26 protein-coding genes are annotated in these 26,272 nt (G+C 63.6%); 21 read left to right on the forward strand and 5 right to left on the reverse strand.

The annotated features are described in order from the left end of the window. Window positions 1–42 precede the first annotated feature (42 nt). Both C4K39_RS24920 and C4K39_RS24925 read left to right on the forward strand, forming a co-directional pair. A complete protein-coding gene (locus C4K39_RS24920; protein WP_124347669.1) occupies window positions 43–648 on the forward strand; it encodes an SCO family protein in 606 nt (201 codons plus the stop codon). Next, window positions 648–1,157 carry a copper chaperone PCu(A)C gene (locus C4K39_RS24925; RefSeq protein ID WP_124347670.1) on the forward strand — a complete coding sequence of 170 codons (510 nt, stop codon included), beginning with the start codon at window positions 648–650 and terminating at the stop codon, window positions 1,155–1,157. Before C4K39_RS24920 ends, C4K39_RS24925 begins: the two co-directional genes overlap by 1 nt. A 152-nt stretch (window positions 1,158–1,309) precedes the next feature. Here the strand turns inward: C4K39_RS24925 and C4K39_RS24930 are convergent, their stop codons facing one another. Continuing rightward, window positions 1,310–1,927 (reverse strand): class I SAM-dependent methyltransferase, encoded by a 618-nt coding sequence (locus tag C4K39_RS24930; protein WP_068587245.1) that lies wholly within the window; start codon window positions 1,925–1,927, stop codon window positions 1,310–1,312. A 140-nt stretch (window positions 1,928–2,067) separates the two neighbouring features. Then, window positions 2,068–3,477 (reverse strand): MFS transporter, encoded by a 1,410-nt coding sequence (locus C4K39_RS24935; protein WP_124347671.1) that lies wholly within the window; start codon window positions 3,475–3,477, stop codon window positions 2,068–2,070. Between the two features lie 223 nt (window positions 3,478–3,700). On the opposite strand from C4K39_RS24935, the gene C4K39_RS24940 reads away from it, so the two are divergent. The 3 genes from C4K39_RS24940 (at window position 3,701) to C4K39_RS24950 (ending at window position 6,435) form a co-directional block, all read left to right on the forward strand. Then, on the forward strand, window positions 3,701–4,360 hold the full coding sequence (locus tag C4K39_RS24940) for a helix-turn-helix transcriptional regulator (RefSeq protein ID WP_217884157.1): 660 nt from the start codon (window positions 3,701–3,703) through the stop codon (window positions 4,358–4,360). After that, window positions 4,360–5,835 (forward strand): alpha/beta hydrolase, encoded by a 1,476-nt coding sequence (locus C4K39_RS24945; RefSeq protein ID WP_124347673.1) that lies wholly within the window; start codon window positions 4,360–4,362, stop codon window positions 5,833–5,835. Before C4K39_RS24940 ends, C4K39_RS24945 begins: the two co-directional genes overlap by 1 nt. 81 nt (window positions 5,836–5,916) lie before the next feature. Further along, window positions 5,917–6,435: a sn-glycerol-3-phosphate transporter gene (locus C4K39_RS24950; protein WP_124347674.1), complete on the forward strand. Its 519-nt coding sequence runs from the start codon at window positions 5,917–5,919 to the stop codon at window positions 6,433–6,435. Between the two features lie 116 nt (window positions 6,436–6,551). Here the strand turns inward: C4K39_RS24950 and C4K39_RS24955 are convergent, their stop codons facing one another. Together C4K39_RS24955 and C4K39_RS24960 are read right to left on the reverse strand one after the other, a co-directional pair. Next, window positions 6,552–7,022, reverse strand: coding sequence for a hypothetical protein (locus tag C4K39_RS24955; RefSeq protein WP_068587248.1), 471 nt, complete (start codon window positions 7,020–7,022; stop codon window positions 6,552–6,554). Further along, on the reverse strand, window positions 7,016–7,471 hold the full coding sequence (locus C4K39_RS24960) for a glucosaminidase domain-containing protein (RefSeq protein ID WP_068587250.1): 456 nt from the start codon (window positions 7,469–7,471) through the stop codon (window positions 7,016–7,018). The genes C4K39_RS24955 and C4K39_RS24960 overlap by 7 nt, the downstream gene beginning before the upstream one ends. A gap of 312 nt (window positions 7,472–7,783) precedes the next feature. Between C4K39_RS24960 and C4K39_RS24965 the strand changes: the two genes are divergently transcribed. The 4 genes from C4K39_RS24965 (at window position 7,784) to C4K39_RS24980 (ending at window position 11,787) form a co-directional block, all read left to right on the forward strand. After that, on the forward strand, window positions 7,784–8,797 hold the full coding sequence (locus C4K39_RS24965) for an iron ABC transporter substrate-binding protein (protein WP_068587251.1): 1,014 nt from the start codon (window positions 7,784–7,786) through the stop codon (window positions 8,795–8,797). Window positions 8,798–8,800: 3 nt separating this feature from the next. Beyond that, window positions 8,801–10,411 (forward strand): ABC transporter permease, encoded by a 1,611-nt coding sequence (locus C4K39_RS24970; protein WP_124347675.1) that lies wholly within the window; start codon window positions 8,801–8,803, stop codon window positions 10,409–10,411. Next, window positions 10,408–11,478, forward strand: coding sequence for an ABC transporter ATP-binding protein (locus C4K39_RS24975; RefSeq protein ID WP_124347676.1), 1,071 nt, complete (start codon window positions 10,408–10,410; stop codon window positions 11,476–11,478). Before C4K39_RS24970 ends, C4K39_RS24975 begins: the two co-directional genes overlap by 4 nt. A gap of 96 nt (window positions 11,479–11,574) precedes the next feature. Then, entirely contained in the window at window positions 11,575–11,787 is a 213-nt protein-coding gene (locus C4K39_RS24980) for a FecR/PupR family sigma factor regulator (RefSeq protein ID WP_124347677.1), read from the forward strand. A gap of 10 nt (window positions 11,788–11,797) precedes the next feature. Here the strand turns inward: C4K39_RS24980 and C4K39_RS24985 are convergent, their stop codons facing one another. Then, window positions 11,798–12,739, reverse strand: coding sequence for a site-specific integrase (locus C4K39_RS24985; RefSeq protein WP_068587294.1), 942 nt, complete (start codon window positions 12,737–12,739; stop codon window positions 11,798–11,800). 445 nt (window positions 12,740–13,184) lie between these two features. On the opposite strand from C4K39_RS24985, the gene arnB reads away from it, so the two are divergent. The 12 genes from arnB to C4K39_RS25045 all read left to right on the forward strand — a co-directional run bounded on the left by arnB (window position 13,185) and on the right by C4K39_RS25045 (window position 26,252). After that, entirely contained in the window at window positions 13,185–14,324 is a 1,140-nt protein-coding gene (gene arnB / locus C4K39_RS24990) for a UDP-4-amino-4-deoxy-L-arabinose aminotransferase (RefSeq protein WP_068587258.1), read from the forward strand. Window positions 14,325–14,329: 5 nt separating this feature from the next. Then, complete coding sequence (gene arnC, locus C4K39_RS24995) at window positions 14,330–15,349, forward strand: undecaprenyl-phosphate 4-deoxy-4-formamido-L-arabinose transferase (protein ID WP_068587260.1); 1,020 nt, start codon at window positions 14,330–14,332, stop codon at window positions 15,347–15,349. After that, window positions 15,346–17,352: a bifunctional UDP-4-amino-4-deoxy-L-arabinose formyltransferase/UDP-glucuronic acid oxidase ArnA gene (arnA, locus tag C4K39_RS25000; RefSeq protein ID WP_124347678.1), complete on the forward strand. Its 2,007-nt coding sequence runs from the start codon at window positions 15,346–15,348 to the stop codon at window positions 17,350–17,352. The genes arnC and arnA overlap by 4 nt, the downstream gene beginning before the upstream one ends. Next, a complete protein-coding gene (arnD, locus tag C4K39_RS25005) occupies window positions 17,352–18,236 on the forward strand; it encodes a 4-deoxy-4-formamido-L-arabinose-phosphoundecaprenol deformylase (RefSeq protein ID WP_124347679.1) in 885 nt (294 codons plus the stop codon). The genes arnA and arnD overlap by 1 nt, the downstream gene beginning before the upstream one ends. After that, on the forward strand, window positions 18,233–19,882 hold the full coding sequence (gene arnT, locus C4K39_RS25010) for a lipid IV(A) 4-amino-4-deoxy-L-arabinosyltransferase (RefSeq protein ID WP_124347680.1): 1,650 nt from the start codon (window positions 18,233–18,235) through the stop codon (window positions 19,880–19,882). Before arnD ends, arnT begins: the two co-directional genes overlap by 4 nt. Beyond that, on the forward strand, window positions 19,879–20,223 hold the full coding sequence (arnE, locus tag C4K39_RS25015; RefSeq protein WP_068587268.1) for a 4-amino-4-deoxy-L-arabinose-phosphoundecaprenol flippase subunit ArnE: 345 nt from the start codon (window positions 19,879–19,881) through the stop codon (window positions 20,221–20,223). The genes arnT and arnE overlap by 4 nt, the downstream gene beginning before the upstream one ends. Next, the gene (gene arnF / locus C4K39_RS25020; RefSeq protein WP_124347681.1) at window positions 20,220–20,633 is read left to right on the forward strand and encodes a 4-amino-4-deoxy-L-arabinose-phosphoundecaprenol flippase subunit ArnF; all 414 of its coding nucleotides are present in this window, start codon (window positions 20,220–20,222) and stop codon (window positions 20,631–20,633) included. Before arnE ends, arnF begins: the two co-directional genes overlap by 4 nt. Then, window positions 20,630–21,994, forward strand: a complete 1,365-nt coding sequence (locus C4K39_RS25025) for a UDP-glucose dehydrogenase family protein (protein WP_068587272.1) — start codon at window positions 20,630–20,632, stop codon at window positions 21,992–21,994. The genes arnF and C4K39_RS25025 overlap by 4 nt, the downstream gene beginning before the upstream one ends. Continuing rightward, a complete protein-coding gene (locus C4K39_RS25030; RefSeq protein ID WP_124347682.1) occupies window positions 21,995–23,620 on the forward strand; it encodes an ArnT family glycosyltransferase in 1,626 nt (541 codons plus the stop codon). It abuts the gene before it with no gap. 42 nt (window positions 23,621–23,662) lie between these two features. Continuing rightward, entirely contained in the window at window positions 23,663–24,178 is a 516-nt protein-coding gene (locus C4K39_RS25035; protein WP_124347683.1) for a GNAT family N-acetyltransferase, read from the forward strand. 30 nt (window positions 24,179–24,208) lie between these two features. Beyond that, window positions 24,209–25,369 carry an MFS transporter gene (locus C4K39_RS25040; RefSeq protein WP_124347684.1) on the forward strand — a complete coding sequence of 387 codons (1,161 nt, stop codon included), beginning with the start codon at window positions 24,209–24,211 and terminating at the stop codon, window positions 25,367–25,369. 166 nt (window positions 25,370–25,535) lie between these two features. Beyond that, window positions 25,536–26,252 carry an HPP family protein gene (locus C4K39_RS25045; protein ID WP_068587280.1) on the forward strand — a complete coding sequence of 239 codons (717 nt, stop codon included), beginning with the start codon at window positions 25,536–25,538 and terminating at the stop codon, window positions 26,250–26,252. Window positions 26,253–26,272: the final 20 nt, after the last annotated feature.

Raw genomic sequence — 26,272 nt, forward strand, 5'->3', positions numbered from 1 at the left:
GCGGGTTTTTTGCCTGTCTGGCTGTTCAAAGGGCGTTATTTCATGAGTGTTTTACTGACTCGCCGCACGCTGCTCACCAGCGCCGGAGTACTCGGCCTGGGCCTGCTAGCCGGTTGCGACAACAGTCCCCGGCTGTCCTTCAAGTACGGCAAGGACCTGAGCAATCAGATCCTCGGCCGTACCTTCAAACTCACCGATTCCCAGGGCGAAACCAAGTCGCTGTCCAGCTACCGCGGCCTGATGCCAATGATCTTCTTCGGCTTCACCCAATGCCCGGCGGTCTGCCCCACGACCCTGGCCCGGGCGGCACAGGCCAAGAAGCTGATGGGCCGCGACGGCGATCGCCTCAAGGTGGTGTTCATCACCCTGGACCCGGAACGCGACACCCCTGCCGTACTGGATGCCTACGTCAAGGCGTTCGATCCCAGCTTCGAAGCGCTGTACGGCACCCTGGAGGAAACCGCGGCCATGGCCAAGGAGTTCGGCGTGTTCTACGAGAAGATCCCCAGCGGCGATACCTATACCCTCTCGCACACCGCCACCAGTTTTGTCTACGACTCACGGGGCACCTTGCGCCTGGGCCTGTCCCAGTCCCTCAACGCCCAGGAGTGCGCAGAAGATCTGCTCACCGTCATGGAGGTCTGTTAATGACTCTGCAACCCCGCCCATCCCGTCTCAAATCCGCCCTGCTGCTGGCCTCCCTGCTGGGCCTGGCCAATGCCGCCAGCGCCGCGACCCAGGTCGACAACGCCTGGGTCCGCGCCACCGTCGCCGGCCAGCACGCCAGCGGCGCCTTCATGGACATCACCGCCAGCAGCGATAGCAAGCTGGTCCAGGTGCAGTCGCCCGTGGCCAAGAACGTGCAGATCCACCAGTCGAGCATGCACAACGATGTGATGAGCATGCAGCAAGTGGATGCCGTCGCCCTGCCGGCCGGCCAGAAGGTCAGCCTGGATACCCACGGCTACCACGTGATGCTCATGGAGCTGACCGGCCAGATCAAGGCCGGCGACAAGGTGCCACTGACGCTGATCGTGGAAAATGCCAAGGGCGAGAAGGAAAGCATCAAGGTCGATGCCGAGGCCCGCGCCCTGAATGCGCCAGACCACGGTTCCATGGACCATGGTTCGATGGACCACAGCATGATGAAGCACTGAGGCCAGCCTCGGTCCCACACGCTGTACGGTCCTGAAAAAGCCGCTGCCCACACCGGGCAGCGGCTTTTTTCATTTAGGCCACCCGGTTCCGGCGTTGCCAGGAGCGAACCTGCCTGTACCGCACAAGCTGTGCTGTAGGCAGGCGTTGTGTTTCAGTCAAGGCCACGCGCCAGCCACACCGTGAACCCGCAGCAATCGGGATCTTCGCTGATATGCCGGACCACCTCGAAGCCATGGGTATCGAGCAGCGTGCAGTATTCGCCGGGATCAAGGCTGGCATGGTAGAGCGCCTCGCCCTCGAACTCACCAATGGCCTCGCCGGCTGCCGGGCCACTGGTGAACATCAGGGCGCAGCCTGGCCGGGCATGGCGCTCGAACACGGCGAACATGGCTCGCTGGTCATCGGGCGCCAGATGAAACAGGCTGTTCCAGGCCAGAATGCCGTCGAAGTCTTCGTTCAGGGCCAGCGTGCGCATGTCGGCGTGGATCCAGCGTTGGTTGGCATGGCGCTGTTGGCACAGCTCCAGCAGCGTCGTCGAACTGTCGACCCCGGTCAGCGCACAGCCGTTGTCGATCAGGTGGCTTGCCATGGGGTCCGCACCGCCGCACCCCAGGTCGAGTACCAGGTGGCCATCGCCCATGAGCTGGCGAAAGCGCTGTAACCACACCCGCTCGCCTTCGAAGCCCCGGGTATGGGTGCGACGCCCCCTATCCCAAGCCTGGGCGTGGCGCTGGTACAACTGGACGATATGGCGGGCAGAGTCATGCATGCATCGAACTTCCATGTGGGCAGTAAACACGACGCCGATTAAACCCTGGACAGGCAAGCATCACAATCCACGGTTTCGGCGGCGTCCGCCTGGCGCGCCAGCCCACGCAGCTTTGTGCCGATGCGAACAATCATCGTGAGCTACACGCTAGGGACCGCTGCTGGTTGGCGCTGGGCCTGGCGCACCGAGACGAACAACAACAGCGACAGGCCAGCGTACAGTCCGAACAGCCAACGGGCCGCTTGGGCCGCGCCATCGCTGCCAGCGCCCAAGCCCAGGCCCGCCAGGTTGACGATCATGCCAGCCAGGGCCGCCCCCAGGGCCGTAGCCACCAGTTGCACCGTGGTGATCGAGGCGCCGGCCAGTTCCTTCTGATCCTCAGGAGCGCGCTCCAGGACCTGGGACAACAGATGGGGCCAGGCCAGGCCGATCCCCACCCCCACCGACACCATTGCCAGGCATATGGCTCCCAGGCTCACCAGGCTGGTGGCCGCTGGCATGGCCCAGAACGCCAGGAGCAGGCCGGCGACCACCATGAACGGCCCGCAGGCCACCGCCCGGGCCGCCCCTTGGGGACTGCGGCCAGAGCTGAAGAGCGCGCCCAGGGTCCAGCCTGCGGCCATCAGTGCGGCAATGTAGCCCGCCAGCAACGGCGTTTGCTGATGCAGGACCTGGAGAAACAACGGCACGAAGACTTCGCTGGTCATGCCCACCACCAGCAACGCCATGGACAGGTACAGCGCTGCAAGGGCACTGCCCGATGCCAGGCTGCCCCTTGGCAACAGCCGCTGCGCGCTGCGGTTTTCCAGGACGCCAACCCATGCCAGCAGGCCCAGGCCGACCCCCAGCCCCACGGCGTTGTACAGCACCGAGGTGCTGATGCTGCCGATGGAGATCGCCAGCACCGTGACCGTCAGCAGAACCAGCTGCAACCCGGGAATCGGACTGCGGGCCGCAGGCTCCTGGCGCTGGCCGGGTAGCAAGGCCATGGCCAGCAGCATGAACAGCAACGTGCAGGGAATCAGCACCCAGAACGCCGCACGCCAGGCACCATGCTCGGCAAAGACCCCGCCCACCGCCGGCCCGATCAGGGTAGCTGCGCCCCACATCGCCGAAATCAGCGCCATGGCCCGCGGCCACAGCGGCTCCTGGAACACCAGGCGGATCATCGCGTAGGGCAAGGCGAACAACAGCCCGCCGCCCAAGCCCTGGACGCTGCGCCCGGCGATCAGCCAGGCCATGTCCTGCGCCAGCCCGCACAGGCCGCACCCCAGCATGAAGACCAGGGCCGCCAGGGCGTAGGCAAGCTTGGGTCCCAACTTCGCCAGGACCCGGGTAGACAGGACCGAGCCGATGATCGAGGCCACCACGAACAATGTGGTGTTCCAGGCGTAGTAATCCAGGCCGCCGATGTCCTTGACCACCGAGGGCAGCAAAGTGGTGACCAGGTAGACGTTGATTGCGTGCAGCGCGACGCCGCCGGCCAGGGCCGCGGAGCGCAACCCGTTCCTGCCCGATAGCAAGGCCGACCAACCCGTTGTCGATGCCATGGTGTGTTCCTGTCTGGTTATTCGAGAAGGCGCCAATGTATTACACAAGTATTTGCTTTGATAATTAGTTTTTTCCATGCCCCTGTTGGCCCCAGGACGATCAGGACTTGGCGATTCGCCAGGCCAAGGCTTGCAGGCCTGTTATGCTTAGCCGGTCGCCAGCCACTGGCAGGCCACCGAATTTTCCTATCCGCCTATTGGTTAATGGCCCCGCATGTCTTCGATGTCCCCTCAAGCCGACAAGAAAAACCCCGGCGCCACCGCCGAGCGCATTCTGTATCTGCTCAAGACCCGTGGCCCGCTGAAAACCGCCGACCTGGCACCGTTGCTGGAGATCTCCCAGGAGGCGGCTCGCCAGCAATTGCAGAAGCTGGTGGACAGCGAACTCATCAGCGGGCAACTGATGCCGGCCCAGGGCGCAGGTCGGCCCTCGCAGAAGTGGGTCTTGACCGAACAGGCCCAGGCGCGTTTTCCCGATACCCACGCCAACCTGACCTTGCAATTGATCGACTCGATTCGCGCGGTGTATGGCGCCGACGGCGTGGAGCGCATCGTCAGCGATATGGAACGCATCAACACCGCCGAATACCTTGGCGCCTGCAGTCCATTGCCGTCCCTGGAGGCACGGGTCCGGGCGCTGGCGCAGATCCGCGAGGTAGCCGGCTACATGGCTCATGTCGAACCCGAGGGCGATGCTTGGCTGCTGATCGAAAGCCATTGCCCGATCTGCGTCGCGGCCCGGCAATGCCAGGGCTTTTGCCGCTCCGAATTGCAGGTGTTCCAGGCCGCCATCGGTGAACTGGGCCATGTGCAGCGGGTGGAGCACTTGATCACTGGCGACCGCCGCTGCGTATACCGCATCAGCGCCGTGGAGCCGCATTGATGGCGCCCCTGCTGTGGCGCCTGCTGAAACAGGCAGGCCTGGTGCTCGGGATCGCAGGAGTGACCCTGCTGGCCTGGCGAGCCTACGACAGTGCGGCTGGCCCGGCGCTGCAACCCTGGCACCTGCATGTGCCTCATGAACTCGATGCTGAGCAACTCGACCGGGCAGACTGGGCCACCTGGCTCAAGGCCGAGGAGCGGGTGTTCGCCGAAGTTGAGCAACAGGTCAGCGCAACCCTCGATCCCGCCCAGGTGCCGGCCTTCAATCGCTATCGCCAGGACAGCAGGACCTACCCGCCAGCGTTCGCCACGAACTGGAACCACTCCTACATACTGCGCCCCAAAGGCCGGCCACAAGGTGTGGTGGTACTGGTGCATGGTCTTACAGACTCGCCCTACAGCCTGCGCCATGTCGCCCGTCGCTATGTCGAGCACGGCTACCTGGCCATCGGCCTGCGCTTGCCCGGTCACGGCACGGTACCCGCGGGCCTGACCGATGCGCGCTGGCAGGACTGGCTGGCCGCGACCCGCATGGCGCTACGCACCGCCCGCCAGGAAGTGCCGGCTCCGGCGCCCTTGCATATCGTTGGCTACTCCAACGGCGGCGCCCTGGCGGTCAAGTACGCCCTGGACGCCCTGGCCGATCCACGCCTGCCCCAGGCCCAGCGCCTGGTGCTGATCTCGCCAATGATCGGGGTGGCGGCGTCCGCGCGTTTTGCCGGGTTGGCCGCGTGGCCCGCAGTGTTCCCGGCCTTCAGCAAGGCGGCTTGGCTGAACCTGCGTCCAGAGTACAACCCGTTCAAGTACAACTCGTTCCCGGTCAACGGCGCACGCCAGTCCTGGTTACTCACCGATGCCCTGCAAAGCCAGTTGCTGGCCCTGGCGGAGGATCCGCGATTGGCCAACCTGCCACCGATCCTGAGCTTCCAGTCGCTGACCGACGCCACCGTCAGCACTCGGGCGCTGGTCGATGGGTTGTACCAGCGGTTGCCAGCCAACGGCAGCGAGCTGGTGATTTTCGACCTCAACCGCGCCCGGGATTTCGAAGGCCTGCTGGACCCGGCGAGCGTCACCTCCCTGGCCGGGCTGCTGCCTCCTCCGCCCCGCCGCTACACGACGCAGGTGCTGACCAACAGTGGCAGCGCCAGCATGGCCATGGAGCTGCAGACCACCACCGCCGCCAGCGAGCACAGCACTCGCCAGCCCCTGGACCTGGCCTATCCGCTAGAAGTGTTTTCCCTGTCCCACGTGGCCCTGCCCTTCCCCCTGGATGACGCCCTGTACGGGACCCAGCCATCGACTGCCGAAGACTTCGGGGTACACCTGGGTACCGTGGCGGCCCGGGGCGAGCGTGGGGTGCTGGTCGTTCCGATGGATGAGTTGATGCGCCTGACCGCCAATCCCTTCTTTCCCTACCTGATCCAGCGCATCGAGGCGGATATAGATCATGCAACAGTTTCAGCATTGATCCGGTGAATGACCTACTGCTAGCGTCCCGTCCCTTTCGCTCCCTTGATGCACGAGGGGGCATGACTGCCCCTCGGGCAGGGAGTGAGCATGCTAATCAAGAATCGCCTCCAGGCCCTGCGCCTCGGTCTTCTTCGCCAGCGATACAGCGTTGCCTGCCTCGGTGGCGCGCTACTGCTGGCCGCCAGCCAGACCAGCCAGGGCGCCCCGCAACAGGACTATTGGTACCTGCAGACCAGCGCCTATACCCAGCACTGGAAGCATGACCCCGACCACAACAACCACCAGGACCTGGCCGGCCTGGAACGCAATTACGCCGATGGCCAGCTCTGGGGCCTGAGCACCTTTCGCAACTCCTTCTCCCAGCGCTCCTACTACGCCTATGCAGGCAAGGCCTGGGAAAACGCCAGCTGGCCGGTCTACGCCAAGCTCAGCGGCGGCCTGATCCAGGGCTACAAGGGCAAGTACAAGGACAAAATTCCACTCAACCACTTCGGCGTGGCCCCAGCCCTGATTCCGGCCATTGGCGCCCACTACGGCCCGCTCGGGACCGAGGTGGTGCTACTGGGCAGCGCCGCGATGATGGTCAACCTCGGCTACCGCTTCTGAAGCCATGCGGGGCGTATCGGTTCAGTACCCGGGCAGGTGCCTTGGCGATACTGATGGTGACCGGCCAGGCGCCAGAGCCTGGCCGGTCACCGCTCGACTGGACGCGCCGGGCAGTCTTATTTTTCGTCCTCGCAACCCAGCCCCTGGCGCTGGGGCTCTTCATCCACCAAGGTCTTGCCGGTGCGCCCCATGATCTGCCCTTGCAAGGCCCGCAGTTCACCACCGTCGAGGCGCTTGCAGCTGTTGATTTCCCAGACATCGCCGGTATTCAGGCTCACCGAGAACAACCCCCAGTACTCGGTGGCACCGGCCTTGGGATCGTTGTAGCCCAGGCTGAAATCGAAGTACCCCGGATGAGGGGGCTTGCCGCTCTCATCCTGCAGGTCGCCATCGACGAAGACTCCCGGCTTGCTCATCGGGTAGTCCTGGTGCTTGAGGGCCACCAGCAGCACCTGTTGGGCTTGTTCTCGGCTCAACCCGGTGGAGGCGATCTGGGTCGGCTGCAACGCGGATTGGGCACAGGCACTGAGCCCCGCACAGGCCAGGGACAGGCCCAGCCCCCAGGAAACGGCCGTGACCCTCAGCATGCCAGCCGCCCCCTGACTGCAACGATGATGTCCGCCAGGTATTTGGCGAAGCCATTGCGCCCACCCGTGGCCGCGTCCCCGCTGTTGTAGCCGCTGCGTACCAGGGCCTGGGCAAACTCCATGGGCTCACGCTTGCCCCGTACCGAACCGCCATAACGCTGGGCGAAGGACTGTGCCGATTGCTGGAATGAGGCGAACTTGGCGACCTTGATCGCCGCATTGCCCTGGGGCGACTCGGCGCCGCTCTGCAGCGGCGCCGGGGCATGCATGGAAAAATAGTTATTGAGATCCCGGGCAATCCGCCCGGTACCGTATTGGCTTTCCTGGGCAGCCAGGCCGAGGATGTTCTCCACCGGCAGGTCCAGTTGATCAGCGATTGGCTGGCACACGGCCTTGTACTTGCTGACAAAGGTCACGGCACTGATGTTGTTGCACAGTCTGGCGCTCATCGGTCTTCCCTCATGATGTGTCAATTCCATTTCCAGCGATTTTCCGGCGCTGAGTATAAATCAGCGCCAGGGCCTTGCCTGCGCCTTTCTTAACCTGCTCCACCCACGCTGTGGCACACATCACAGGCCATTCGGCATGAGCTCGGCCATGACAGGAATTACGCATAAATTTGACGATTTTTTCTTGTTTGCCGCTCTACATTGCGCCCAGCTTTCACCTGCAAATGATTCCCATTGGTCAACGTGAAACGGCGACTTCCCAAGCCAAGGTCCGGACCGATGCCTCCAAAAAAACCAGGAGCTGCCTTCACCATGGCCATTCGTACCCCCTCTCTCTTCAAGTCCGCCCTGCTCGCCGGCGCCGTGATGGCTGCCGGGCATGCCTGGGCTGCGGATGCCGACGGCATCCTGGTCTACAACGCCCAGCATGAGGGCCTGACCAAGGCCTGGGTCGAAGGTTTTACCCGCGACACCGGGATCAAGGTCACCCTGCGCAATGGCGATGACAGCGAGATGGGCAACCAGTTGGTGCAGGAAGGCAACGCTTCCCCGGCAGACGTGTTTCTGACAGAGAACTCCCCGGCCATGGCCCTGGTGGATAACGCCGGGCTGCTGGCCAAGGTCGCGCCGACCACCCTCGAGCAGGTCGGCGCCGCTTACCGGCCGAGCCATGGCAACTGGGTGGGGATCGCAGCCCGCTCCACCGTGTTCGTCTACAACCCGACCAAGCTCGACTCCGGCCAGTTGCCCAAGTCGCTGATGGACCTGGCAACACCGGCCTGGAAAGGCCGGTGGGCCGCCTCGCCCGCCGGGGCTGACTTCCAGGCCATCGTCAGTGCCGTCCTGGAACTCAAGGGCGAAGCCGCCACCCTGGAATGGCTCAAGGGCATCAAGGCCAATGCCAGCCTGTATCGCGGCAACAGCGCGGTGCTCAAGGCCGTCAATGCCGGCCAGGTGGACAGTGGCGTGATCTATCACTACTACAGCTTCGTCGACCAGTCCAAGACCGGGGAAAACAGCAAGAACACCGCCCTGTACTACTTCAAGCACCAGGACCCGGGGGCTTTCGTCAGCCTTTCCGGAGGTGGCGTACTGGCCTCCAGCAAGCACCAGGAACAAGCCCAGGCCTTCCTCAAGTGGATTACCAGCAAGCAGGGCCAAGAGGTACTCAAGAGCGGTCGCTCATTCGAATATGCCGTGGGCCAGGACGCGCCATCCAATTCGCAACTGGTGCCCCTGGCCGAACTGGATGCCCCCAAGGTCGATGCCGCCAGGCTCAACAGCAAGAAAGCCGTGGACCTGATGGGCCAGGCCGGTCTCCTGTAAGCCATGGCCGACGACCTGTCGCTGTCCAACGCCGCCGATATCGGCAAGGCCCGGGGCACCACGCTGGCCGGCTATCGCCGTCGTGGCCTGGGCCCGGGGGCCGTGCCGTGGCTGTCGGCAACGGCCTTGCTGGTGTCGTTGCTGGCCTTGCTGCCCCTGGGGTTCGTCGTCGGTATTTCGATCCAGACCGGCTGGGCGACCATTGCCCAATTGCTGTTGCGCCCACGGGTCTTGGAGCTGCTGTACAACACCCTGTTGCTGCTGGCCCTGACGCTGCCCTTGTGCGTGCTGCTGGGAGTGGCCCTGGCCTGGCTCACAGAGCGCACCGACCTGCCGGGGCGCCGGGCCTGGTCCCTGCTGGCGGTGGCCCCCCTGGCCGTACCGGCGTTCGTTCACAGCTATGCCTGGGTCAGCCTGCTGCCGACCCTGCATGGATTGCCGGCCGCCGTGCTGGTGTCGGTGATTGCCTATTTCCCTTTCATTTACCTACCGGTCGCTGCCTCCTTGCGCCGGCTCGACCCGGCTATCGAAGACGTTGCCGAGTCCCTGGGGCTACGGCCCTGGCCACTGTTCCTGCGGGTAGTCCTGCCACAACTGCGCCTGGCCATCGGCGGCGGTGCGTTGCTGGTGGGCCTGCACTTGCTGGCCGAGTATGGCCTCTACGCGATGATTCGCTTCGATACCTTCACCACCGCCATCTATGACCAGTTCCAGTCCACCTATAACGGACCTGCGGCCAATATGCTGGCCGGGGTGCTGGTGCTGTGCTGCCTGCTGTTGCTGACGATCGAGTCTGCCAGTCGAGGCCACGCCCGCTACGCCCGGGTCGGCTCCGGCAGCCCCAGGGCACAACGTGCCGTGCGCTTGCAGGCGATTTCGCGCTACGCCGGCCTGGGACTGACGATGCTCACCAGCCTCCTGGCCCTGGGCGTTCCCCTGTGGACCCTGGGCAAGTGGTTGCTGGCCGGCGGGATGGCCGTCTGGCAAAGCGCGGACTTGCTGCCCAGCCTGCAACAGACCCTGGTCCTGGCCAGCCTCGGCGCATTGCTGACCACCCTGGTCGCCCTGCCACTGGCCTGGTTGTCGATCCGCGCCCCGGGCCCATTGCTGCGGCTGCTGGAAAGCTGCAACTACATCAGCAGCTCCCTGCCGGGCATCGTCGTTGCCCTGGCGCTGGTGACCATCACCGTAAAATTCGCCCGGCCGCTTTACCAGACCAGCCTTTGCGTACTCCTGGCCTACGCCCTGATGTTCCTGCCCCGGGCGCTGGTCAGCTTGCGGGCCGGCATCGCCCAGGCCCCGGTGGAGCTGGAAAACATCGCTCGCAGCCTGGGCCGTGGACCGCTGCAGGCCCTGTGGTGGATCACCTTGCGCCTGGCGGCACCGGGTGCGGCGGCCGGGGCGGCGCTGGTGTTCCTGGCCATCAGCAACGAGCTGACGGCCACCCTGCTGCTGGCACCCAACGGCACCCGGACCCTGGCGACCGGGTTCTGGACCATGACCAGCGAAATCGACTACGCCGCGGCAGCGCCCTATGCCTTGCTGATGATCGTGCTTTCACTGCCGTTGACCGGCCTTCTCTACCAACAGTCCAGGCGCAGCGCAGGCCGATGAATACCCTTGAACTCCATGCAGTGCACAAATCCTTCGGCCCAGTAGCGGCGCTGACCGATATCAACCTTTGCGTACCCTCTGGCAGTCGCACGGCAATCGTCGGCCCCTCGGGCTCCGGCAAGACCACTCTTTTGCGCATGATTGCCGGTTTCGAATTCCCCGACCGCGGGCGCATTACCCTCGACGGCCAGGTCATGGTCGATGGCCGGGGCGCGGTACCTGCCCACCAGCGCCTGATTGGCTATGTCCCGCAGGATGGCGCGCTGTTCCCGCACTTGAGCGTGGCGGCCAATGTCGGTTTCGGCCTGCCAGGGAGCCTGGACAGCAAGCGCCAGCGCATCGCTGAACTGCTGGAAATGGTCGCCCTGGAGGCCAACATGGCAACACGCTGGCCCCATGAGCTGTCCGGCGGCCAGCAACAACGAGTGGCCCTGGCCCGCGCCCTGGCCCAGCGCCCACGGCTGATGCTGCTCGATGAGCCCTTCTCCGCCCTGGATACCGGCTTGCGGGCCTCGATGCGCAAGACCGTCGCCCGCCTGCTGGCCGCTGCCGGAGTGACCACGGTCCTGGTTACCCACGACCAGGCCGAGGCCTTGTCCTTTGCCGATCAACTGGTGGTCATGCGCCAGGGTCGGTTGATCCAGGCCGGCCCTCCCCTGGAGCTGTACCAGCACCCGCAGGATGCGCAGACGGCGTTGTTCCTGGGCGATGCCGTGCTGTTACCGGCACACCTGGACAACGGCCTGGCCCACTGCGACCTCGGCGTGCTGCCTGTACGCGATTCGGCTGCCAGGGGCCAAGCCACGATCATGTTGCGCCCCGAACAATTGCAACTGGCTCCAGAGGCCCCGGGAAGCGGGGTCGCATCCGGTTGCGTCGCCGTGGTCAAAGATTGCGACTTCGCCGGCAACACCTGCACCCTCAATGTCGCCCTGGCCACCGCTAGCGGTGGCGAGCAGCTGCTGCCGGTACGCAATCAGGGCCCCCACCTGCCGGCCCCGGGCACTCGGGTAAGGATCTCTACCCAGGGCCTGGCGCATGTCCTGGGTGCGACAACAGCAACTTGAGCCACGCCTTGGCGGCGCACGCGATTGGGCCTGATACTGGCGCGATACCCGCCCATGGCGGGCGCAGTGAGCTCCACTTTGAACAAGGATTGAACAATGACCGAGCCTGCCAGCGCAGCAGACGAGTACGTAATGATGCAGGCGGCCCACTGGTGCATCCGCCTGCGCGAGGACGACTGCAGCCTCGCGGAACGCCAGGCCTTCGAGGACTGGCTACTGAGCGACCCGAGCCACGCCTGTGAGTACTCCAGGATGCTGGAAGTCTGGGATCTGACCGGCCAGCTCGTCCCTGGCACGCCGGCAGCCTGAGGCCGGCGGATTACAGGTCGAAACGGTCGATGGCGCGACGACGTTCGTTGTCGTCGCGCAGGTCATAGCTGGCGGTGGTCTGGATATTGGTGTGGTGGGCCAGTTTCTGGGCGATCGACAGGTCATGCTCTTCGATCACCCGGGTAATGAACGAGCGACGAAAATCATGGGGCATGATCCGCACGCCCACCTCGGCTCCTCGCTGCCTGGCGATGTAGTAGATGGCATGCTTGCTGATACGTTCACGGGTGATATGGCCGCCGCGGCGAATGCGATTGAACAGGAACGGATCATCGGCCTGCCCCTCGGGCAGGCATTCGCGGCGCAAGTCGAGCCAGGCTTGCAGCTTGTGGAAGGCCCAGGCCGGCGCGTACTTGATCAACTGCTTGTTGCCCTTGGCCAGCACCTCAAGGCTGCGCTGGTCGAAGTCCACCTGGGCCAGGTCAAGGTTCACCGATTCCGACTTGCGCATGCCCGAGCCATAGAGCACCGCGATGATCGCCGCGTCACGCACTCCCTGGGGCCGCGGATCCGCCGCGCACACACCCATCAGGTCCTGGATCAGGGAACGTCGCAGGTTACGGCCGCGCCCCAGGCGCGTGCCGGCGATGGGCTTTACCGAACGCATCTTGAGCAGATGATCCTGGCTGATCAGGCTGGCCCGCCAGGCCTCGTTCATGACTCCGCGCAGGGCATTGACGTACAGCGAAGAGGTATTGGGGGCGTAGCCATCGCGACGCAAGGTCGCGACCAGGGCGGTGACATGCTCCGGCTGCAGCTGGTGCCAGGGGATGTCCTCAAGGTTCATGTCCTCATACCCCAGGCGGTCGGCCGCGTCCTGCAGGACGTAGCGCAGGGTCGACTGGCTGGAGGGCGCCAATCGCGCCAGGTACAGGCTCAAGGGATTGGTCGCGCCGATGTTTTCGCTGGCTTGTTCGATGGGCGCAGTCATGGACATATGTAACAAACCGGTTGCACTTGATAGCGCCTTGGCCAGTTGCGAAAAATCCCTGGGTTGCACCCTTTTCTGCTCGCCTTAAACCCGCTAAAACTGGCGGTTACAGCCAATTGATGAACAAAATTAACAAAAAACTGAACCCTGCCTGTCTGGCTCGCAGAAAAACGGACTTTTACCTTATTTTTCATATTCGTTTCACATTTTTCCGCTTAATCTCAGCCACCGACGGCCAAGGGTCTTAGTGCAGTCCTTTCGCAGGTTGCAAAGATAACACCTTGATCCACATTTACTTTTCACAAACTTAGTCTTTACTCATTTGCTGCATGGAATGCCACGCTGGCTCAATCAACTGGATGCGCCTGATGACTGCTTGACCTCCCCGCGTTCCATGAACCGTTGTTCGCTCGCTACACCCCGTATTCTGTAACCCGAGGTAACCATGAACCAGGCTTTCCTTCCTTTCTCGCGCCCGAGTATTGGCGATGAAGAGGTTGCTGCTGTAGAGCAGGTTCTGCGTTCCGGCTGGATCACCACCGGCCCGAAAAACCAGGAACTCGAGCAGCTCTTCGCCGAACGTGTCGGCGCCCGCCATGCCGTGGCCTTATCCTCGGCCACCGGCGCCATGCACATCACCCTGCTGGCCTTGGGCATCGGTCCGGGGGATGAGGTGATCACCCCCTCCCAGACCTGGGTCTCCACCGCCAACATGATCTGCCTGCTGGGTGCTACCCCGGTGTTCGTCGATGTCGATCCCGACACCCTGATGAGCGACGCAGCCACCATCGAAGCCGCCATCACGCCCAAGACCAAGGCCATTATCCCGGTGCACTATGCCGGTGCAGCCTTCGACCTCGATCCACTGTATGCCCTGGCCGACAAGCACGGCATCGCCGTGATCGAGGACGCCGCCCACGCGGCCGGCACGACCTACCGAGGTCGTGAGATCGGTGCCCGGGGTACGGCGATCTTCTCGTTCCATGCAATCAAGAACATGACATGCGCCGAAGGCGCGATGTTCGTCAGCGACGACGAAGCCCTGGCCAACCGTGTGCGCATGCTCAAGTTCCACGGGCTGGGCGTGGATGCCTATGACCGCCTGACCCATGGTCGCAAGCCCCAGGCCCAGGTGATCGAACCCGGCTTCAAGTACAACCTGGCGGACATGAATGCCGCCATCGCCCTGGTGCAACTGCAGCGCCTGGACCAGATCAACGCCCGCCGCGAAGTGTTGGCCAAGGCTTACCTGGAGCGTCTGGCCGGCCTGCCGGTGCAACCGCTGCACGTGCCGCAGTACCCGCAGCAGCACAGCTGGCACCTGTTCATCCTGCGCATCGACGCCGAGCGCTGCGGCCTGGATCGCGAAGCCTTCATGAAAGGCCTGCAGGAGCAGAACATCGGCACGGGTATCCACTTCATCGCCACCCACATGCATACCTATTACCGCCAGCGCTTCCCGGATGTGCACCTGCCACATACCGAATGGAACTCTGCGCGACTGTGCTCGATCCCACTGTTTCCGGACATGACACTCGACGATGTCGAGCGGGTTGCCGGCGCCATTGAAAACCTCCTGGACTGAAACCCTTGAAACCTTATCCCATTCAGTTCGTGTCGATCGTCATCCCGGTCTACAACGAAGAACAGAGCCTTCCCGAGCTGTTGCGACGTACCGAAGCGGCTTGCCGCCTGCTCAAGCACGACTTTGAAATCGTCCTGGTGGACGACGGCAGTCGCGACGAGTCGGCGAATATCCTGCAAGCCGCCGCGGAACGCGAAGGCAGCCCGGTGGTGGCGGTCATCCTCAATCGCAACTACGGCCAGCACGCGGCGATCATGGCCGGTTTCGAGCAGTGCCGCGGCGACGTGGTGATTACCCTCGATGCCGACCTGCAGAACCCGCCGGAGGAAATCCCGCGCCTGGTGGCCCAGGCCGAGCTCGGCTACGACGTGGTCGGCACCGTGCGCAACAACCGCCAGGACTCGGCCTTCCGCCGCTGGCCATCGAAGCTGATCAACATGGCGGTGCAACGCTCCACTGGCGTGGCCATGAGCGACTACGGCTGCATGCTGCGCGCCTACCGCCGGACCATCATCGACGCGATGCTGGCCTGTACCGAACGCAGCACCTTCATCCCGATCCTGGCCAACAGCTTCGCCCGGCACACCACCGAGGTCTTGGTGGAGCACGCCGAGCGCGAGCACGGCGACTCCAAGTACAGCCCGATGCGCCTGGTCAACCTGATGTTCGACCTGATCACCTGCATGACCACCACCCCCCTGCGCCTGCTGAGCATCATCGGTTTCAGCATGGCCGGCCTGGGTGCGTTGTTCGCCATGCTGCTGATCATCCTGCGCTTGATCTTCGGCGCCACCTGGGCCGGCGACGGTAACTTCGTGCTGTTCGCGGTGCTCTTCGTGTTCACCGGCGGCCAGTTCATCGGCATGGGTCTTCTGGGCGAATACCTGGGACGCATGTACAGCGACGTGCGGGCCCGCCCGCGCTTCTTCATCGAAAAAGTCTTGCGCAGTCAGCCGGCGGCACCCGCCCCGACCGTGACTGTCGACGGTTTAACTTCCACCCATACTGATCAGGTTTCCCCATGAGCAATAAAGCTGTTGTCTTCGCCTACCACGATATTGGCTGTGCTGGCATCGAAGCCCTGCTCAACGCAGGTTATGAGATCGCTGCGGTATTCACCCACGCCGATGATCCGAAGGAAAACACCTTCTACGGTTCCGTCGCACAACTGTGCGCACGCAAGGGTATTGCCGTACACGCCCCGGAAGACGCCAACCACCCGCTGTGGATCGAGCGCATTGCCAAGCTCAACCCTGACTACCTGTTCTCCTTCTACTACCGCAACCTGCTGAGCGAACAACTGCTGGCCACTGCCAGCAAGGGCGCGTTCAACCTGCACGGTTCCCTGCTGCCGCACTACCGTGGCCGCGCACCTGCGAACTGGGTCCTGGTCAAGGGCGAAACCGAGACCGGCGTGACCCTGCACCGCATGGTCAAGCGCGCCGATGCCGGTGCGATCATCGCCCAGGAACGCGTAGCCATCGAGCGCAGCGACACGGCGCTGAGCCTGCACCACAAGTTGCGTGACGCCGCTGCCAGCCTGCTGCGCGACACCCTGCCGGCACTGGCCCAGGGCAAGGTCAGCGAAACCGCCCAGGACGAATCCAAGGCCAGCTACTACGGTCGTCGTACCGCTGCGGACGGCAAGCTGGAGTGGAAGCGCCCAGCCGAGGAGCTGTTCAACCTGGTGCGTGCCGTGACCCAACCTTATCCAGGTGCCTTCTGCGCCGTCGGCGAACACAAGCTGATCGTCTGGAGCGCCGAAGTGGCCAAGGGCAACGAAGGCCAGGCCCCGGGCCGGGTCATCAGCGTCGATCCACTGCGCATCGCCTGTGGCGAAGACTCCCTGGTCATCACCTCCGGCCAGCGCAACGCCAACGGCCTGTACCTGAGCGGCCCGCAACTGGCCAACGAGCTGGGCCTGGTGGACGGTTCGCTGCTGCGCGGCGCCGAGTCCGGCCGCAAGCCACGTCGTACCCGCGTACTGATCCTGGGCGTCAACGGCTTCATCGGTAACCACCTGTCCGAGCGCCTGCTGCGCGACGACAAGTACGAAGTCTATGGCCTGGACATCGGCTGCGACGCCATCGAGCGCCTGCGCAGCCACCCGAACTTCCACTTCGTCGAAGGCGACATCAGCATTCACTCCGAGTGGATCGAGTACCACATCAAGAAGTGCGACGTGGTCCTGCCGCTGGTGGCCATCGCCACCCCGATCGAATACACCCGTAACCCACTGCGCGTATTCGAGCTGGACTTCGAAGAGAACCTGAAGCTGGTTCGCTACTGCGTGAAGTACAACAAGCGGGTGATCTTCCCGTCGACGTCGGAAGTCTATGGCATGTGCCAGGACAAGAACTTCGACGAAGACAACTCCAACCTGATCGTCGGCCCGATCAACAAGCAGCGCTGGATCTACTCGGTCTCCAAGCAACTGCTGGACCGCGTGATCTGGGCCTACGGCGCCAAGGGCCTGAACTTCACCCTGTTCCGTCCATTCAACTGGATGGGCCCGCGCCTGGACCGCCTGGACTCGGCACGTATCGGTAGCTCCCGGGCCATTACCCAGCTGATCCTCAACCTGGTGGAAGGCACCCCGATCCGCCTGTTCGACGGTGGCGAGCAGAAACGCTGCTTCACCGACATCGCTGACGGCATCGAGGCCCTGGCCCGCATCGTCGACAACGAAAACGATTGCTGCAACGGCCAGATCGTCAACATCGGCAACCCGGACAACGAAGCCAGCATCCGCCAGTTGGGCGAAGAGCTGCTGCGCCAGTTCGAAGCCCACCCGCTGCGTGGCAACTTCCCACCGTTCGCCGGTTTCCGCGAAGTGGAAAGCAAGGCCTTCTACGGCGCGGGCTACCAGGACGTGGAGCACCGCAAGCCAAGCATTGAGAATGCCAAGCGCCTGCTGAACTGGGAACCGACCGTGGAAATGAGCGAAACCATCGGCAACACCCTGGACTTCTTCCTGCGCGAAGCCATGCTGGAAATCGCCGATCGCGCCAAAGAAGAAGCACGCTGATGCAGGCAGGTCTGCGCATTGATGTCGATACCTACCGCGGCACCCGGGAGGGGGTGCCACGGCTGCTCGAATCGCTGGATGAAGCCGGGGTCAAAGCCACGTTCTTCTTCAGCGTCGGGCCGGACAACATGGGGCGCCACCTGTGGCGCCTGATCCGTCCGCAGTTCCTCTGGAAAATGCTGCGGTCCAATGCTGCCGGCCTGTATGGCTGGGACATTCTCCTGGCCGGCACCGCCTGGCCAGGCAAACCCATTGGCCGGGACCTGGGGCACTTGATGCGCCAGGCCCTGGCTGCCGGACACGAAGTCGGCCTGCACGCCTGGGATCACCACGGCTGGCAGGCCAACACCGGGCGCTGGAGCCAGGCACAGCTGATCGAACAGATCCGCCGTGGCGTCGACAGCCTCAACGATATTCTCGGGCAAGCGGTGAGCTGCTCGGCATCCGCCGGTTGGCGTGCCGATGAGCGGGTCATCGAAGCCAAGCAACAATTCGGTTTTCGCTACAACAGCGATTGCCGCGGCCAGAGCCTGTTCCAGCCACGTTTGGCGGACGGCGGCCTGGGCGCGCCACAGATTCCGGTAGACCTGCCGACCTTCGACGAAGTCGTCGGCCCGGTGGTCTCGAGTGCTGATTTCAACACTTTCATCCTCGACCGGTTCAAGCCAGGCAAGCTCAATGTCTACACCATCCACGCCGAAGTAGAAGGGATTCTGATGGCCAATGACTTCCGCCAGCTGCTGGCCAGTGCCAAGCAGCGCGACATTCATTTCCAGCCCCTGGGAGACATGCTCCCGGCGGACATCTCCAGCTTGCCGGCAGGCCAGGTGGTACGCGGCGCCCTGGAAGGCCGCGAAGGCTGGCTGGGAGTGCAAGGAGCATGACCAGACGTTGGGCCCTGTCACTGCTGCTGATCGCTTTCGGCCTGTTCTACCTCCTGCCCATGGCTACCCACGGCCTGTGGATTCCCGATGAAACCCGCTACGCGCAGATCAGCCAGGAAATGCTCCATGGCGGTCAATGGGCGTCGCCACATTTCATGGGGATTCGCTATTTCGAAAAACCGGTGGCGGGTTACTGGATGATGGCCATTGGTCAGGCCGTTTTCGGTGACAACCTGTTCGGGGTACGCGTGGCGTCAGCCCTGAGCACCGGACTGAGCGTGGTCCTGGCCTACCTGTTGGCCATGCGCTTGTGGAACGATCCGCGCAAGGCCCTGGCCAGCGCCGTGCTGTACATGAGTTTCACCGTGATGGCGCTGGTGGCGGGCTACGCCAACCTCGACCCGCAATTCACCTTCTGGGTCAACCTGAGCCTGGTTGCGCTGTGGTTCACGTTCGACTGCAAGACCTCCCGCGGGCAGCTACTGGCCTGGGTCGTCCTGGGCCTGGCCTGCGGCATGGGCTTCATGACCAAGGGATTCCTGGCCTGGTTGCTGCCAGTGTTGGTGGCCCTGCCCTACGCCATCTGGCAAAAACGCCTGAAATCGCTGCTGGTATTGGGTGGCATCGGCGTCCTCGTTGCCATCCTCATCAGCCTGCCCTGGGCCTTGGCGGTGCACGCCCAGGAACCGGACTACTGGCGTTTCTTCTTCTGGCACGAACATATTCGCCGCTTCGCCGGTGAAGATGCCCAGCATGCCTCGCCATGGTGGTACTACCTGCCATTGCTGGTGGCCTTCAGTGTGCCTTGGGTCATGCTGTTGCCTGCAACCTTCAAACAAGCCTGGAGCCAGCGACGCCTGGGCAGTAGCGGCTTCCTGCTGCTGTGGCTGGTGCTGCCACTGGCCTTCTTCAGCCTGAGCAAGGGCAAGCTGCCCGCCTATATCCTGCCGTGCCTGCTACCGCTGGCGCTGCTGATGGGCAATACCCTGATGGATCGCCTGAGTGCCAAGCAGACACGCATCATCAGCCTCAACGGCTTGCTCAATCTGCTGGCAGGCCTGTTGGGTTTGCTGGCGCTGGTGTACTTCCAGCTGAAAAAACCGGTGTATGTGGACGAGCCGCAGCACTTGGTGCTGGTTTACGTCCTGCTGCTGGGCTGGATCCTCAGCAACCTGCTGCAAGCCATGCGTCCGCTGACCCTGTGGGCGGCTCCAGCCCTGGGTAGTTTCCTGCTGGCGGCCCTGGCCCCGGCCGCCCTGCCCAATTCGGTGGTCTACAACAAGATTCCCGACCAATTCATCATCGATCACGTAGGTGAACTGAACGAAGCCAAGCATCTGCTGAGCAACGACCTTGGTGCGGCCTCGGCCCTGGCCTGGCGTCTGCGCCGCAGCGATGTGACCTTGTACAACACCGAGGGCGAGTTGAAATACGGCCTGGCCTATGACGATTCGGCCCAGCGCAAGGTCAACCTGGAGCAGGTCCAACCGTGGATAGCCGAGGCCCGCAAGCAAGGCTCTGTAGGCGTGGTCATGCGGGTCAAGAGCCGCGACGAGGAGCATGAAGTCCAACTGCTGCCACCGGATGCCAAGCGTTATGCCCAGGGCAACATCGTGATTTTTATCATTCCCCAGAGCCAGCCATGAGCCTGTTGCTTCTACTCCTGGCCTGCGGGCTGACCTGCCTGGGCCAGGTGGCACAGAAATTTGCCGTTGAAAGCTGGCGCGACCAGCCATCGACCGTGGTAGCCAAGCTGCGCTCGGGCTGGTTGTGGCTGGCCCTGTTCAGCCTCGGCCTGGGCCTGCTGGTGTGGCTGCTGGTGCTGCAGCGCATGGAGGTGGGCGTGGCCTACCCGATGCTCAGCCTGAATTTCGTGTTCATCACCCTGATCGCCCGTTTCGTGTTCCGTGAGCACATCGATCGCCGCCACTGGCTCGGTGTCGCCCTGGTGATCGGTGGCGTAGTGCTGCTGGGGCGTCACGCATGAGCCGGGCCAGGGGATTCATCTTCGCCCTGGGCAGCGTGGTGCTGGTCAGTGGCGCACAACTGGCCATGCGCTGGAGCATGACTCGCCTGCCCGCGCCACAGCAGTGGCTGGACGCCCTGGGCAACGGCACAGTCGATCTGGCGGCCCTGGCCGTGGTCATCGCGGCGATCTGCGCCTATGCCCTGTCGATGCTCTGCTGGCTGCTGGCCCTGCGCGACCTGCCGCTGGGCCGGGCCTATTCGCTGTTGAGCATCAGCTATGCACTGGTCTACCTGCTAGCCGCCAGCCTGCCGCTGTTCAACGAACCTTTCACGCTTTCCAAAACCCTCGGGGTGGCCTTGGTCATCCTCGGGGTCATCACCATCAACTCTCGATCTGCACCCGCGACAAGTCCCAGGAATACCCCATGAAAATCAGTGTATTTGGAAGTGGTTATGTCGGCCTCGTACAGGCTGCCGTGTTGGCTGAAGTCGGCCACGATGTCATCTGCATGGACATCGATGAGCAAAAGGTCAAACAGCTGCAACAAGGACACGTGAGCATCTTCGAGCCCGGGCTTGCAAGCCTGGTGAAGGAAAACCTCGAAGCCAAGCGACTGCACTTCACCAACGACGAAAAACTCGCGGTACAGCATGGCCAGGTGCTGTTCATTGCCGTTGGCACGCCGTCGAGCGAAGACGGCTCGGCCGACCTGCGCTACGTGCTGTCGGTGGGCGATGCCGTCGCCCGTCACCGTGAGCAGCCGCTGATCCTGGTGGAGAAATCCACCGTGCCAGTCGGCACCGGCGACACCCTCAAGGCCCACATCGAGAAAGCCCTGGACGGCCGTCCACTGCAATTCGATATCGTCTCCAACCCGGAATTCCTCAAGGAAGGCTCGGCGGTTTCCGACTGCCGCCGCCCGGACCGGATCATCATCGGTTGCGCCCGCGAAGAAGTACGCGACGTGATGCGCGACCTCTACGCACCGTTCAACCGCAACCATGACCGCATCATGTTCATGGACCTGCGCAGCGCCGAGCTGACCAAGTACGCCGCCAACTGCATGCTGGCGACCAAGATCAGCTTCATCAACCAGATCGCCGAACTGGCCGAACACCTGGGCGCCGATATCGAATCGGTACGCTTGGGGATCGGCGCCGATACTCGTATCGGCTACCACTTCATCTACCCTGGCTGCGGCTATGGCGGTTCGTGCTTCCCCAAGGACATGCGCGCGCTGATCCACAGTGCCGAGCAAGCCCATTGCTCCAGCGACCTGCTGCAAGCAGTGGAAGCCATCAACGAACGGCAGAAGCACAAGCTGTTCGAGCGTATCAAGGCTTTCTACAAGGGCGACCTGAAAGGCAAGACCTTCGCCCTGTGGGGCCTGGCGTTCAAGCCCAACACCGACGACATGCGCGACGCCCCAAGCCGGGTGCTGCTCGATGCATTGTTCGCCGCCGGTGCCGAAGTCCGCGCCTTCGACCCGGAAGCCATGCAGGAAACCCAGCGCTTGTATCCGGATGAGTCTCGCCTGCTGCTGATGGGCACCCCGGAGTCGGTACTCAACGGTGCCGACGCCCTGATCATCTGCACCGAATGGCAGCAGTTCAAGGCTCCGGACTTCGACCTGATCCAACAGCGCCTCAAGGCGCCTGTGATTTTCGACGGCCGTAACCTGTATGACGCCGAACGCCTGGCGCGCAATGGCTTCACCTACTTCCCGATCGGTCGTGGCGAGTCGCGCAATCTGCCGATCCCTCATCAGCAGTGGTCCGCCGAGGCCTGAATGAACACGCACTCCAGCTCCCCTGCGAACACACTACTTTGGCAATCGTTGGGGCTGGGGCTGCTGACTTTGCTGCTGTTCTGCGTCGGCGCCGATCATCAATCGGCGATCGGCTTCGATTCCCGTTTCTTCCTGTTCGCCAAGGAAATGCTACGCCATGGGCCGGGGTTCTTCCCCACGACCTATGGCGAGCCCTATGCCGACTACACCAGCGCCTCGACGCTGCTGGTGTGGTTGTTCTCGCTGCCCAACGGGCAGGTCACCAGCCTCACCGCCTGGCTGCCCACGGCCATCGCCTCGGCGCTGATCGTCAGCCTGGTCTACCGGCTGCTGGCGCCCTACTCCCGTACCTGGGCCCTGCTGAGCGTCGCCCTGTTGCTGCTCAGCAACACCTTTATCAGTGAAACCCGCGCGGTCTCACTGGACCAGATGCTGGCGGCAGTTTCACTCACCGTGTTCTACCTGGGCTATGCCCACGACCATTTCGCGGCGCCCCGGCGCCTGGGCTGGATCCTGCTGTTGCTGGTGCTGGGCTTTGCCATTCGCGGCCCCATCGGCCTGGTGATCCCCACCGGCATGCTGTGCAGCTACTACCTGCTGGGCGGCCAGTGGCGTCGCTTGTTCGGCTTTGGCTTCAGCGCCCTGGGGTTGCTGGTGGCGTGCATCGCCCTGCTGCTGTGGCTGGCCAAGCTCAGTGGCGGCCAGGGTTTCGTCGACGACGTGATCCGCATGCAGTTCATGGGGCGCATGGACGGCAGCGAAGGCTCCAGCGACGTCCTCTATTACTTCACCAGTTCCCTGGGCAACTACGCCCTGGCCTATCCGCTGGCGATCCTGGCCTGGGTCGCCGTGCTGCTGTCGCGCCCGGCAGAGCCGGGGCCTGGCCTGAAGCTACTGCGCCTGTGTACCGCAGCGGCCCTGGTGGTGATGATCGGCCTGTCGATTCCCCAGGCGAAGAAGGCCCGCTACCTGTTGCCGATGCTGCCCATGGCGGCCATTGTCGCGGCCTATCCGTTCCAGGCTGGCAGCGCTCGAATCATGGCCTGGCTGCGTGGCCTGATCCAGGGCTTGTGGTTGCTGCTACCGGGCCTGCTGATGGTCGGCCTGGTGGTATTGCGGCGCAAGTTCCCCGAACAGCTCACCCACCTCACGCCGATGCTGGTGGTGCTTGGCCTGTTGCAACTGCTGTCCCTGGCCTTGCTGTTCAAGCGCCAATGGCGGGCCGTGGGCCTGGCCTACAGCGCGGTCCTGGCGGTCTGGGCTTGCTATATCGGCGTTTACGAGCCTGTCGAGCACCGGCTCTACGACACCCGCACCTTCAGCCATGCAGCCCTGCAGTTGATCGAGGCGGACCCGGCCCCGGTGATCCTCCATCGCATGGGCAAGGATGCCAAGGCGATCAAGTTCATGGTCAACCTCGACCAGGACCTGCAACCGCAATTCACCGATCAGCCCCAGGCCCTGGCCCAGATCAGCGGACCGGCGTGGATCATTCTCGATCAGAGCGACCTGTCCAGTCTTGAAGGCACGGCCCTGGCTCACCTGGAACCCGTGCTCAGTGCTCGCTTCGACAAGAACGACTTCGTCCTGCTGCACCTGCCCAAGGCGGCGACCGCGCAACCCTGAAGTCGTTGCGCGGCGTACCGCTGCCTCCTTACACTCGCGTCCATGACGATCAATATCCGCCGGGCGCGAGTGTCCGATGCCAATGCCCTGCCCGCTATCGAAACCAGCGCCGCCAGACTGTTTCTCCGCGATCCGCAACTGGCCTGGCTGGCCGAGGCCCCGGTGCTGGACGCCGAAGGACACCGGCGCAATATCCAGCGCCTGCCGGTCTGGGTGGCTTGCCCGGCAGAGGACCAGCCTTGCGCCTTCCTGTGCGCCGAACCCCTTGGCCACGAACTGCACATCTGGGAAATCTCCGTAGCCAGTGATTACCAGGGTCAGGGGATCGGCAAGGCACTGTTGCAGGCGGCCATCGAACACGCCCGGCAGCAGCGACTCAAGGCCCTGACCCTGACGACCTTCCGGCAGTTGCCATGGAACGAGCCTTTTTATCAGCGCCAGGGTTTTATCACCCTGGATGCCGGGCAATTGGGAACACGCCTGGAACAGGTGCTGCTCGATGAACAGCAACATGGATTGCCGGCGCTGCGCCGTTGCGCCATGCGCCTGCTGTTGTAGACGCCATCAGCACAAGGATCGTACGAGGCCATGGCTGCCTACTCACTGATCATTCGCCGGTTGCTCATCTGCTCGCTGACCATCGTCGTCAGCCGAGCCCTGACCGGTGCCCTGCTCACCCAGTTTCTCAGCCACAAGCTGGGCCTGGACCAGCAGGACGTAGGCTTGCTGCTGGGCATCGCGGTGTTCAGCGCCACTCTGCTCGCCCTGTACGGCGGCTACATCATCGATCGCCTGGACAAGCGCCGGCTGCTGATCCTGACCATGCTCTCCAGCGGCATCGGCTTCATATTGCTGACCTTCGCCCAGGATCTGTGGCTGACTACCGTGGTGCTGGTCCTGGTGGAAACGGCCTCGGCGCTGTTCCTGATCGGCTCCAAGGCGATCATCAGTGAATGCCTGCCCCAGGAGCAGCGAGCCCGAGTCTTTTCCCTGCGCTACACCTTGACCAACATCGGCTACGCCACCGCGCCGATGCTGGGAGTGGTGATCGCCGGCTATATGTTTCAGGCCCCGTTCCTGCTGGCCGGGGCCATTGCCCTTGGCAGCATGTGGCTGATGCGCGGCGTGGGCCGAGGTGCGGTCGACATCGGCAAGCCGCTGAGTTTCCTCACGACACTGGCGACCCTGAAAAACGATCGCACGCTGGTCATCTTCACCGCTGGCTGCTTGCTCAGCACCATCGTCCACGGGCGTTTCACGCTCTACCTGTCGCAGTACCTGATGGTCACCCAGGAACCTCGCCAGGCCTTGGACACCATGGCGGCGCTGCTGGCCTGTAACGCCCTGTGCGTAATCGCGCTGCAATACCAGATCGGTCGTTTTCTCAAGCGCGAGCAACTACGCTACTGGATCGCCCTGGGCACGGCCCTGTTCATGGCCGGCCTGATCGGTTTCAGCGTTGCCGACAACCTGCTGCTCTGGTGCCTGGCGATGCTGGTGTTCACCCTGGGGGAGATGATCATCTACCCGGCAGAATTCCTGTTCGTCGACACCCTGGCCCCCGAGTCCCTGCGCGGCAGCTACTACGCCGCGCAGAACCTGGCGGCGGTGGGCGGTGCCCTGAGCCCGATCATCTGCGGCTACCTGCTGACCCACAGCATCCCGGCCAGCATGTTTTATGTGTTGGCCGGCCTGAGCGCCGCCGGTGGTTGCCTGTGTTATCGCAGTGCCCGCCGCGCGGGGGTTTGAGTGCAAAAAATCTGCACTTAAGCTGCATTATTATGAATTTGCCAACCTATCGATTCCTCGGCAGACTGCGCCGGTTCCTCCCCCAAATGTTGGAACGTTCAAGGGCTTTCTGGTGATCCAGACAAGCCCTTCTTTTTGCCCGCCTGAAAATGGATCGCTTGTGTCGATGTTCACCCGCTGGAAACCCGCCGCCATCAATACCCGCCCCCTGGAATGGAGTCGCGCTGCCATCGGCGTGGCCCTGGGCCCCCTGTTCAGTGTCTGGCTCTGCGCCAAGGTGTTCGGCATGCCGGTGGCCTTGCACTTGATCGGTCCCCTGGGGGCATCGGCCGTGCTGCTGTTCGCGGTATCCTCCGGCGCCCTGGCCCAACCCTGGTCGATCCTGGGGGGCTACCTGTGCGCGGCGGTGATGGCCCTGTTGGCCGCCCACTTCCTGGGGCGCAGCCTGGGCAGCGCAGGCCTGGCTGCCGGCACGGCCCTGGTGCTGATGTGCTGGCTGCGCTGCCTGCACCCACCGGCCGGTGCCCTGGCCCTGACCCTGGTGTTGGCCGACCCGGCCAGTGTCGCCCTCGACTGGCGCGAGCTGGGCCCGGTAATGTTGGCCGCGGCCAGCCTGCTGGCCAGTGCCCTGGTCTACAACAACCTGACCCGTACCCGCTATCCCAAGGGGCCGGGCGAGCCGCCGGCGGTCCTCGCCCCCGCCGGGCCCAGCGACAGCCTGGCGATCACTGCCGTCGATCTCAAGCGGGCCCTGGAGGAAATGGAGGAGTTCTTCGATGTCACCCCCGAGGACCTGGAGCAACTGATCCACGCCAGCGAAGCGCACGCCCGCCGCCGCAGTATTGGCCAGGTGCTGTCCTCGGCCCCACAGTCGCGCCCCTGAGCCCGTGCAGGCAGCCGCTT

Source organism: Pseudomonas sessilinigenes (assembly GCF_003850565.1).
Classification (GTDB): Bacteria; Pseudomonadota; Gammaproteobacteria; order Pseudomonadales; family Pseudomonadaceae; genus Aquipseudomonas; species Aquipseudomonas sessilinigenes.

Bases quoted from the DNA above. Each gene is read 5' to 3' on its own strand.
- C4K39_RS24975 (WP_124347676.1), top strand. From the start codon at position 10,408: ATGAATACCCTTGAACTCCATGCAGTGCACAAATCCTTCGGCCCAGTA.
- C4K39_RS24940 (WP_217884157.1), top strand. From the start codon at position 3,701: ATGTCCCCTCAAGCCGACAAGAAAAACCCCGGCGCCACCGCCGAGCGC.
- C4K39_RS24920 (WP_124347669.1), top strand. From the start codon at position 43: ATGAGTGTTTTACTGACTCGCCGCACGCTGCTCACCAGCGCCGGAGTA.
- C4K39_RS24980 (WP_124347677.1), top strand. From the start codon at position 11,575: ATGACCGAGCCTGCCAGCGCAGCAGACGAGTACGTAATGATGCAGGCG.
- C4K39_RS24960 (WP_068587250.1), bottom strand. From the start codon at position 7,471: ATGAGCGCCAGACTGTGCAACAACATCAGTGCCGTGACCTTTGTCAGC.
- C4K39_RS24935 (WP_124347671.1), bottom strand. From the start codon at position 3,477: ATGGCATCGACAACGGGTTGGTCGGCCTTGCTATCGGGCAGGAACGGG.
- arnT (WP_124347680.1), top strand. From the start codon at position 18,233: ATGACCAGACGTTGGGCCCTGTCACTGCTGCTGATCGCTTTCGGCCTG.
- C4K39_RS25040 (WP_124347684.1), top strand. From the start codon at position 24,209: ATGGCTGCCTACTCACTGATCATTCGCCGGTTGCTCATCTGCTCGCTG.
- C4K39_RS25045 (WP_068587280.1), top strand. From the start codon at position 25,536: ATGTTCACCCGCTGGAAACCCGCCGCCATCAATACCCGCCCCCTGGAA.
- C4K39_RS24955 (WP_068587248.1), bottom strand. From the start codon at position 7,022: ATGCTGAGGGTCACGGCCGTTTCCTGGGGGCTGGGCCTGTCCCTGGCC.
- C4K39_RS24930 (WP_068587245.1), bottom strand. From the start codon at position 1,927: ATGCATGACTCTGCCCGCCATATCGTCCAGTTGTACCAGCGCCACGCC.
- arnE (WP_068587268.1), top strand. From the start codon at position 19,879: ATGAGCCTGTTGCTTCTACTCCTGGCCTGCGGGCTGACCTGCCTGGGC.
- C4K39_RS25025 (WP_068587272.1), top strand. From the start codon at position 20,630: ATGAAAATCAGTGTATTTGGAAGTGGTTATGTCGGCCTCGTACAGGCT.
- C4K39_RS24985 (WP_068587294.1), bottom strand. From the start codon at position 12,739: ATGACTGCGCCCATCGAACAAGCCAGCGAAAACATCGGCGCGACCAAT.
- C4K39_RS25035 (WP_124347683.1), top strand. From the start codon at position 23,663: ATGACGATCAATATCCGCCGGGCGCGAGTGTCCGATGCCAATGCCCTG.
- arnA (WP_124347678.1), top strand. From the start codon at position 15,346: ATGAGCAATAAAGCTGTTGTCTTCGCCTACCACGATATTGGCTGTGCT.
- arnB (WP_068587258.1), top strand. From the start codon at position 13,185: ATGAACCAGGCTTTCCTTCCTTTCTCGCGCCCGAGTATTGGCGATGAA.
- C4K39_RS25030 (WP_124347682.1), top strand. From the start codon at position 21,995: ATGAACACGCACTCCAGCTCCCCTGCGAACACACTACTTTGGCAATCG.
- C4K39_RS24925 (WP_124347670.1), top strand. From the start codon at position 648: ATGACTCTGCAACCCCGCCCATCCCGTCTCAAATCCGCCCTGCTGCTG.
- C4K39_RS24950 (WP_124347674.1), top strand. From the start codon at position 5,917: ATGCTAATCAAGAATCGCCTCCAGGCCCTGCGCCTCGGTCTTCTTCGC.
- C4K39_RS24970 (WP_124347675.1), top strand. From the start codon at position 8,801: ATGGCCGACGACCTGTCGCTGTCCAACGCCGCCGATATCGGCAAGGCC.
- arnF (WP_124347681.1), top strand. From the start codon at position 20,220: ATGAGCCGGGCCAGGGGATTCATCTTCGCCCTGGGCAGCGTGGTGCTG.
- C4K39_RS24945 (WP_124347673.1), top strand. From the start codon at position 4,360: ATGGCGCCCCTGCTGTGGCGCCTGCTGAAACAGGCAGGCCTGGTGCTC.
- arnD (WP_124347679.1), top strand. From the start codon at position 17,352: ATGCAGGCAGGTCTGCGCATTGATGTCGATACCTACCGCGGCACCCGG.
- C4K39_RS24965 (WP_068587251.1), top strand. From the start codon at position 7,784: ATGGCCATTCGTACCCCCTCTCTCTTCAAGTCCGCCCTGCTCGCCGGC.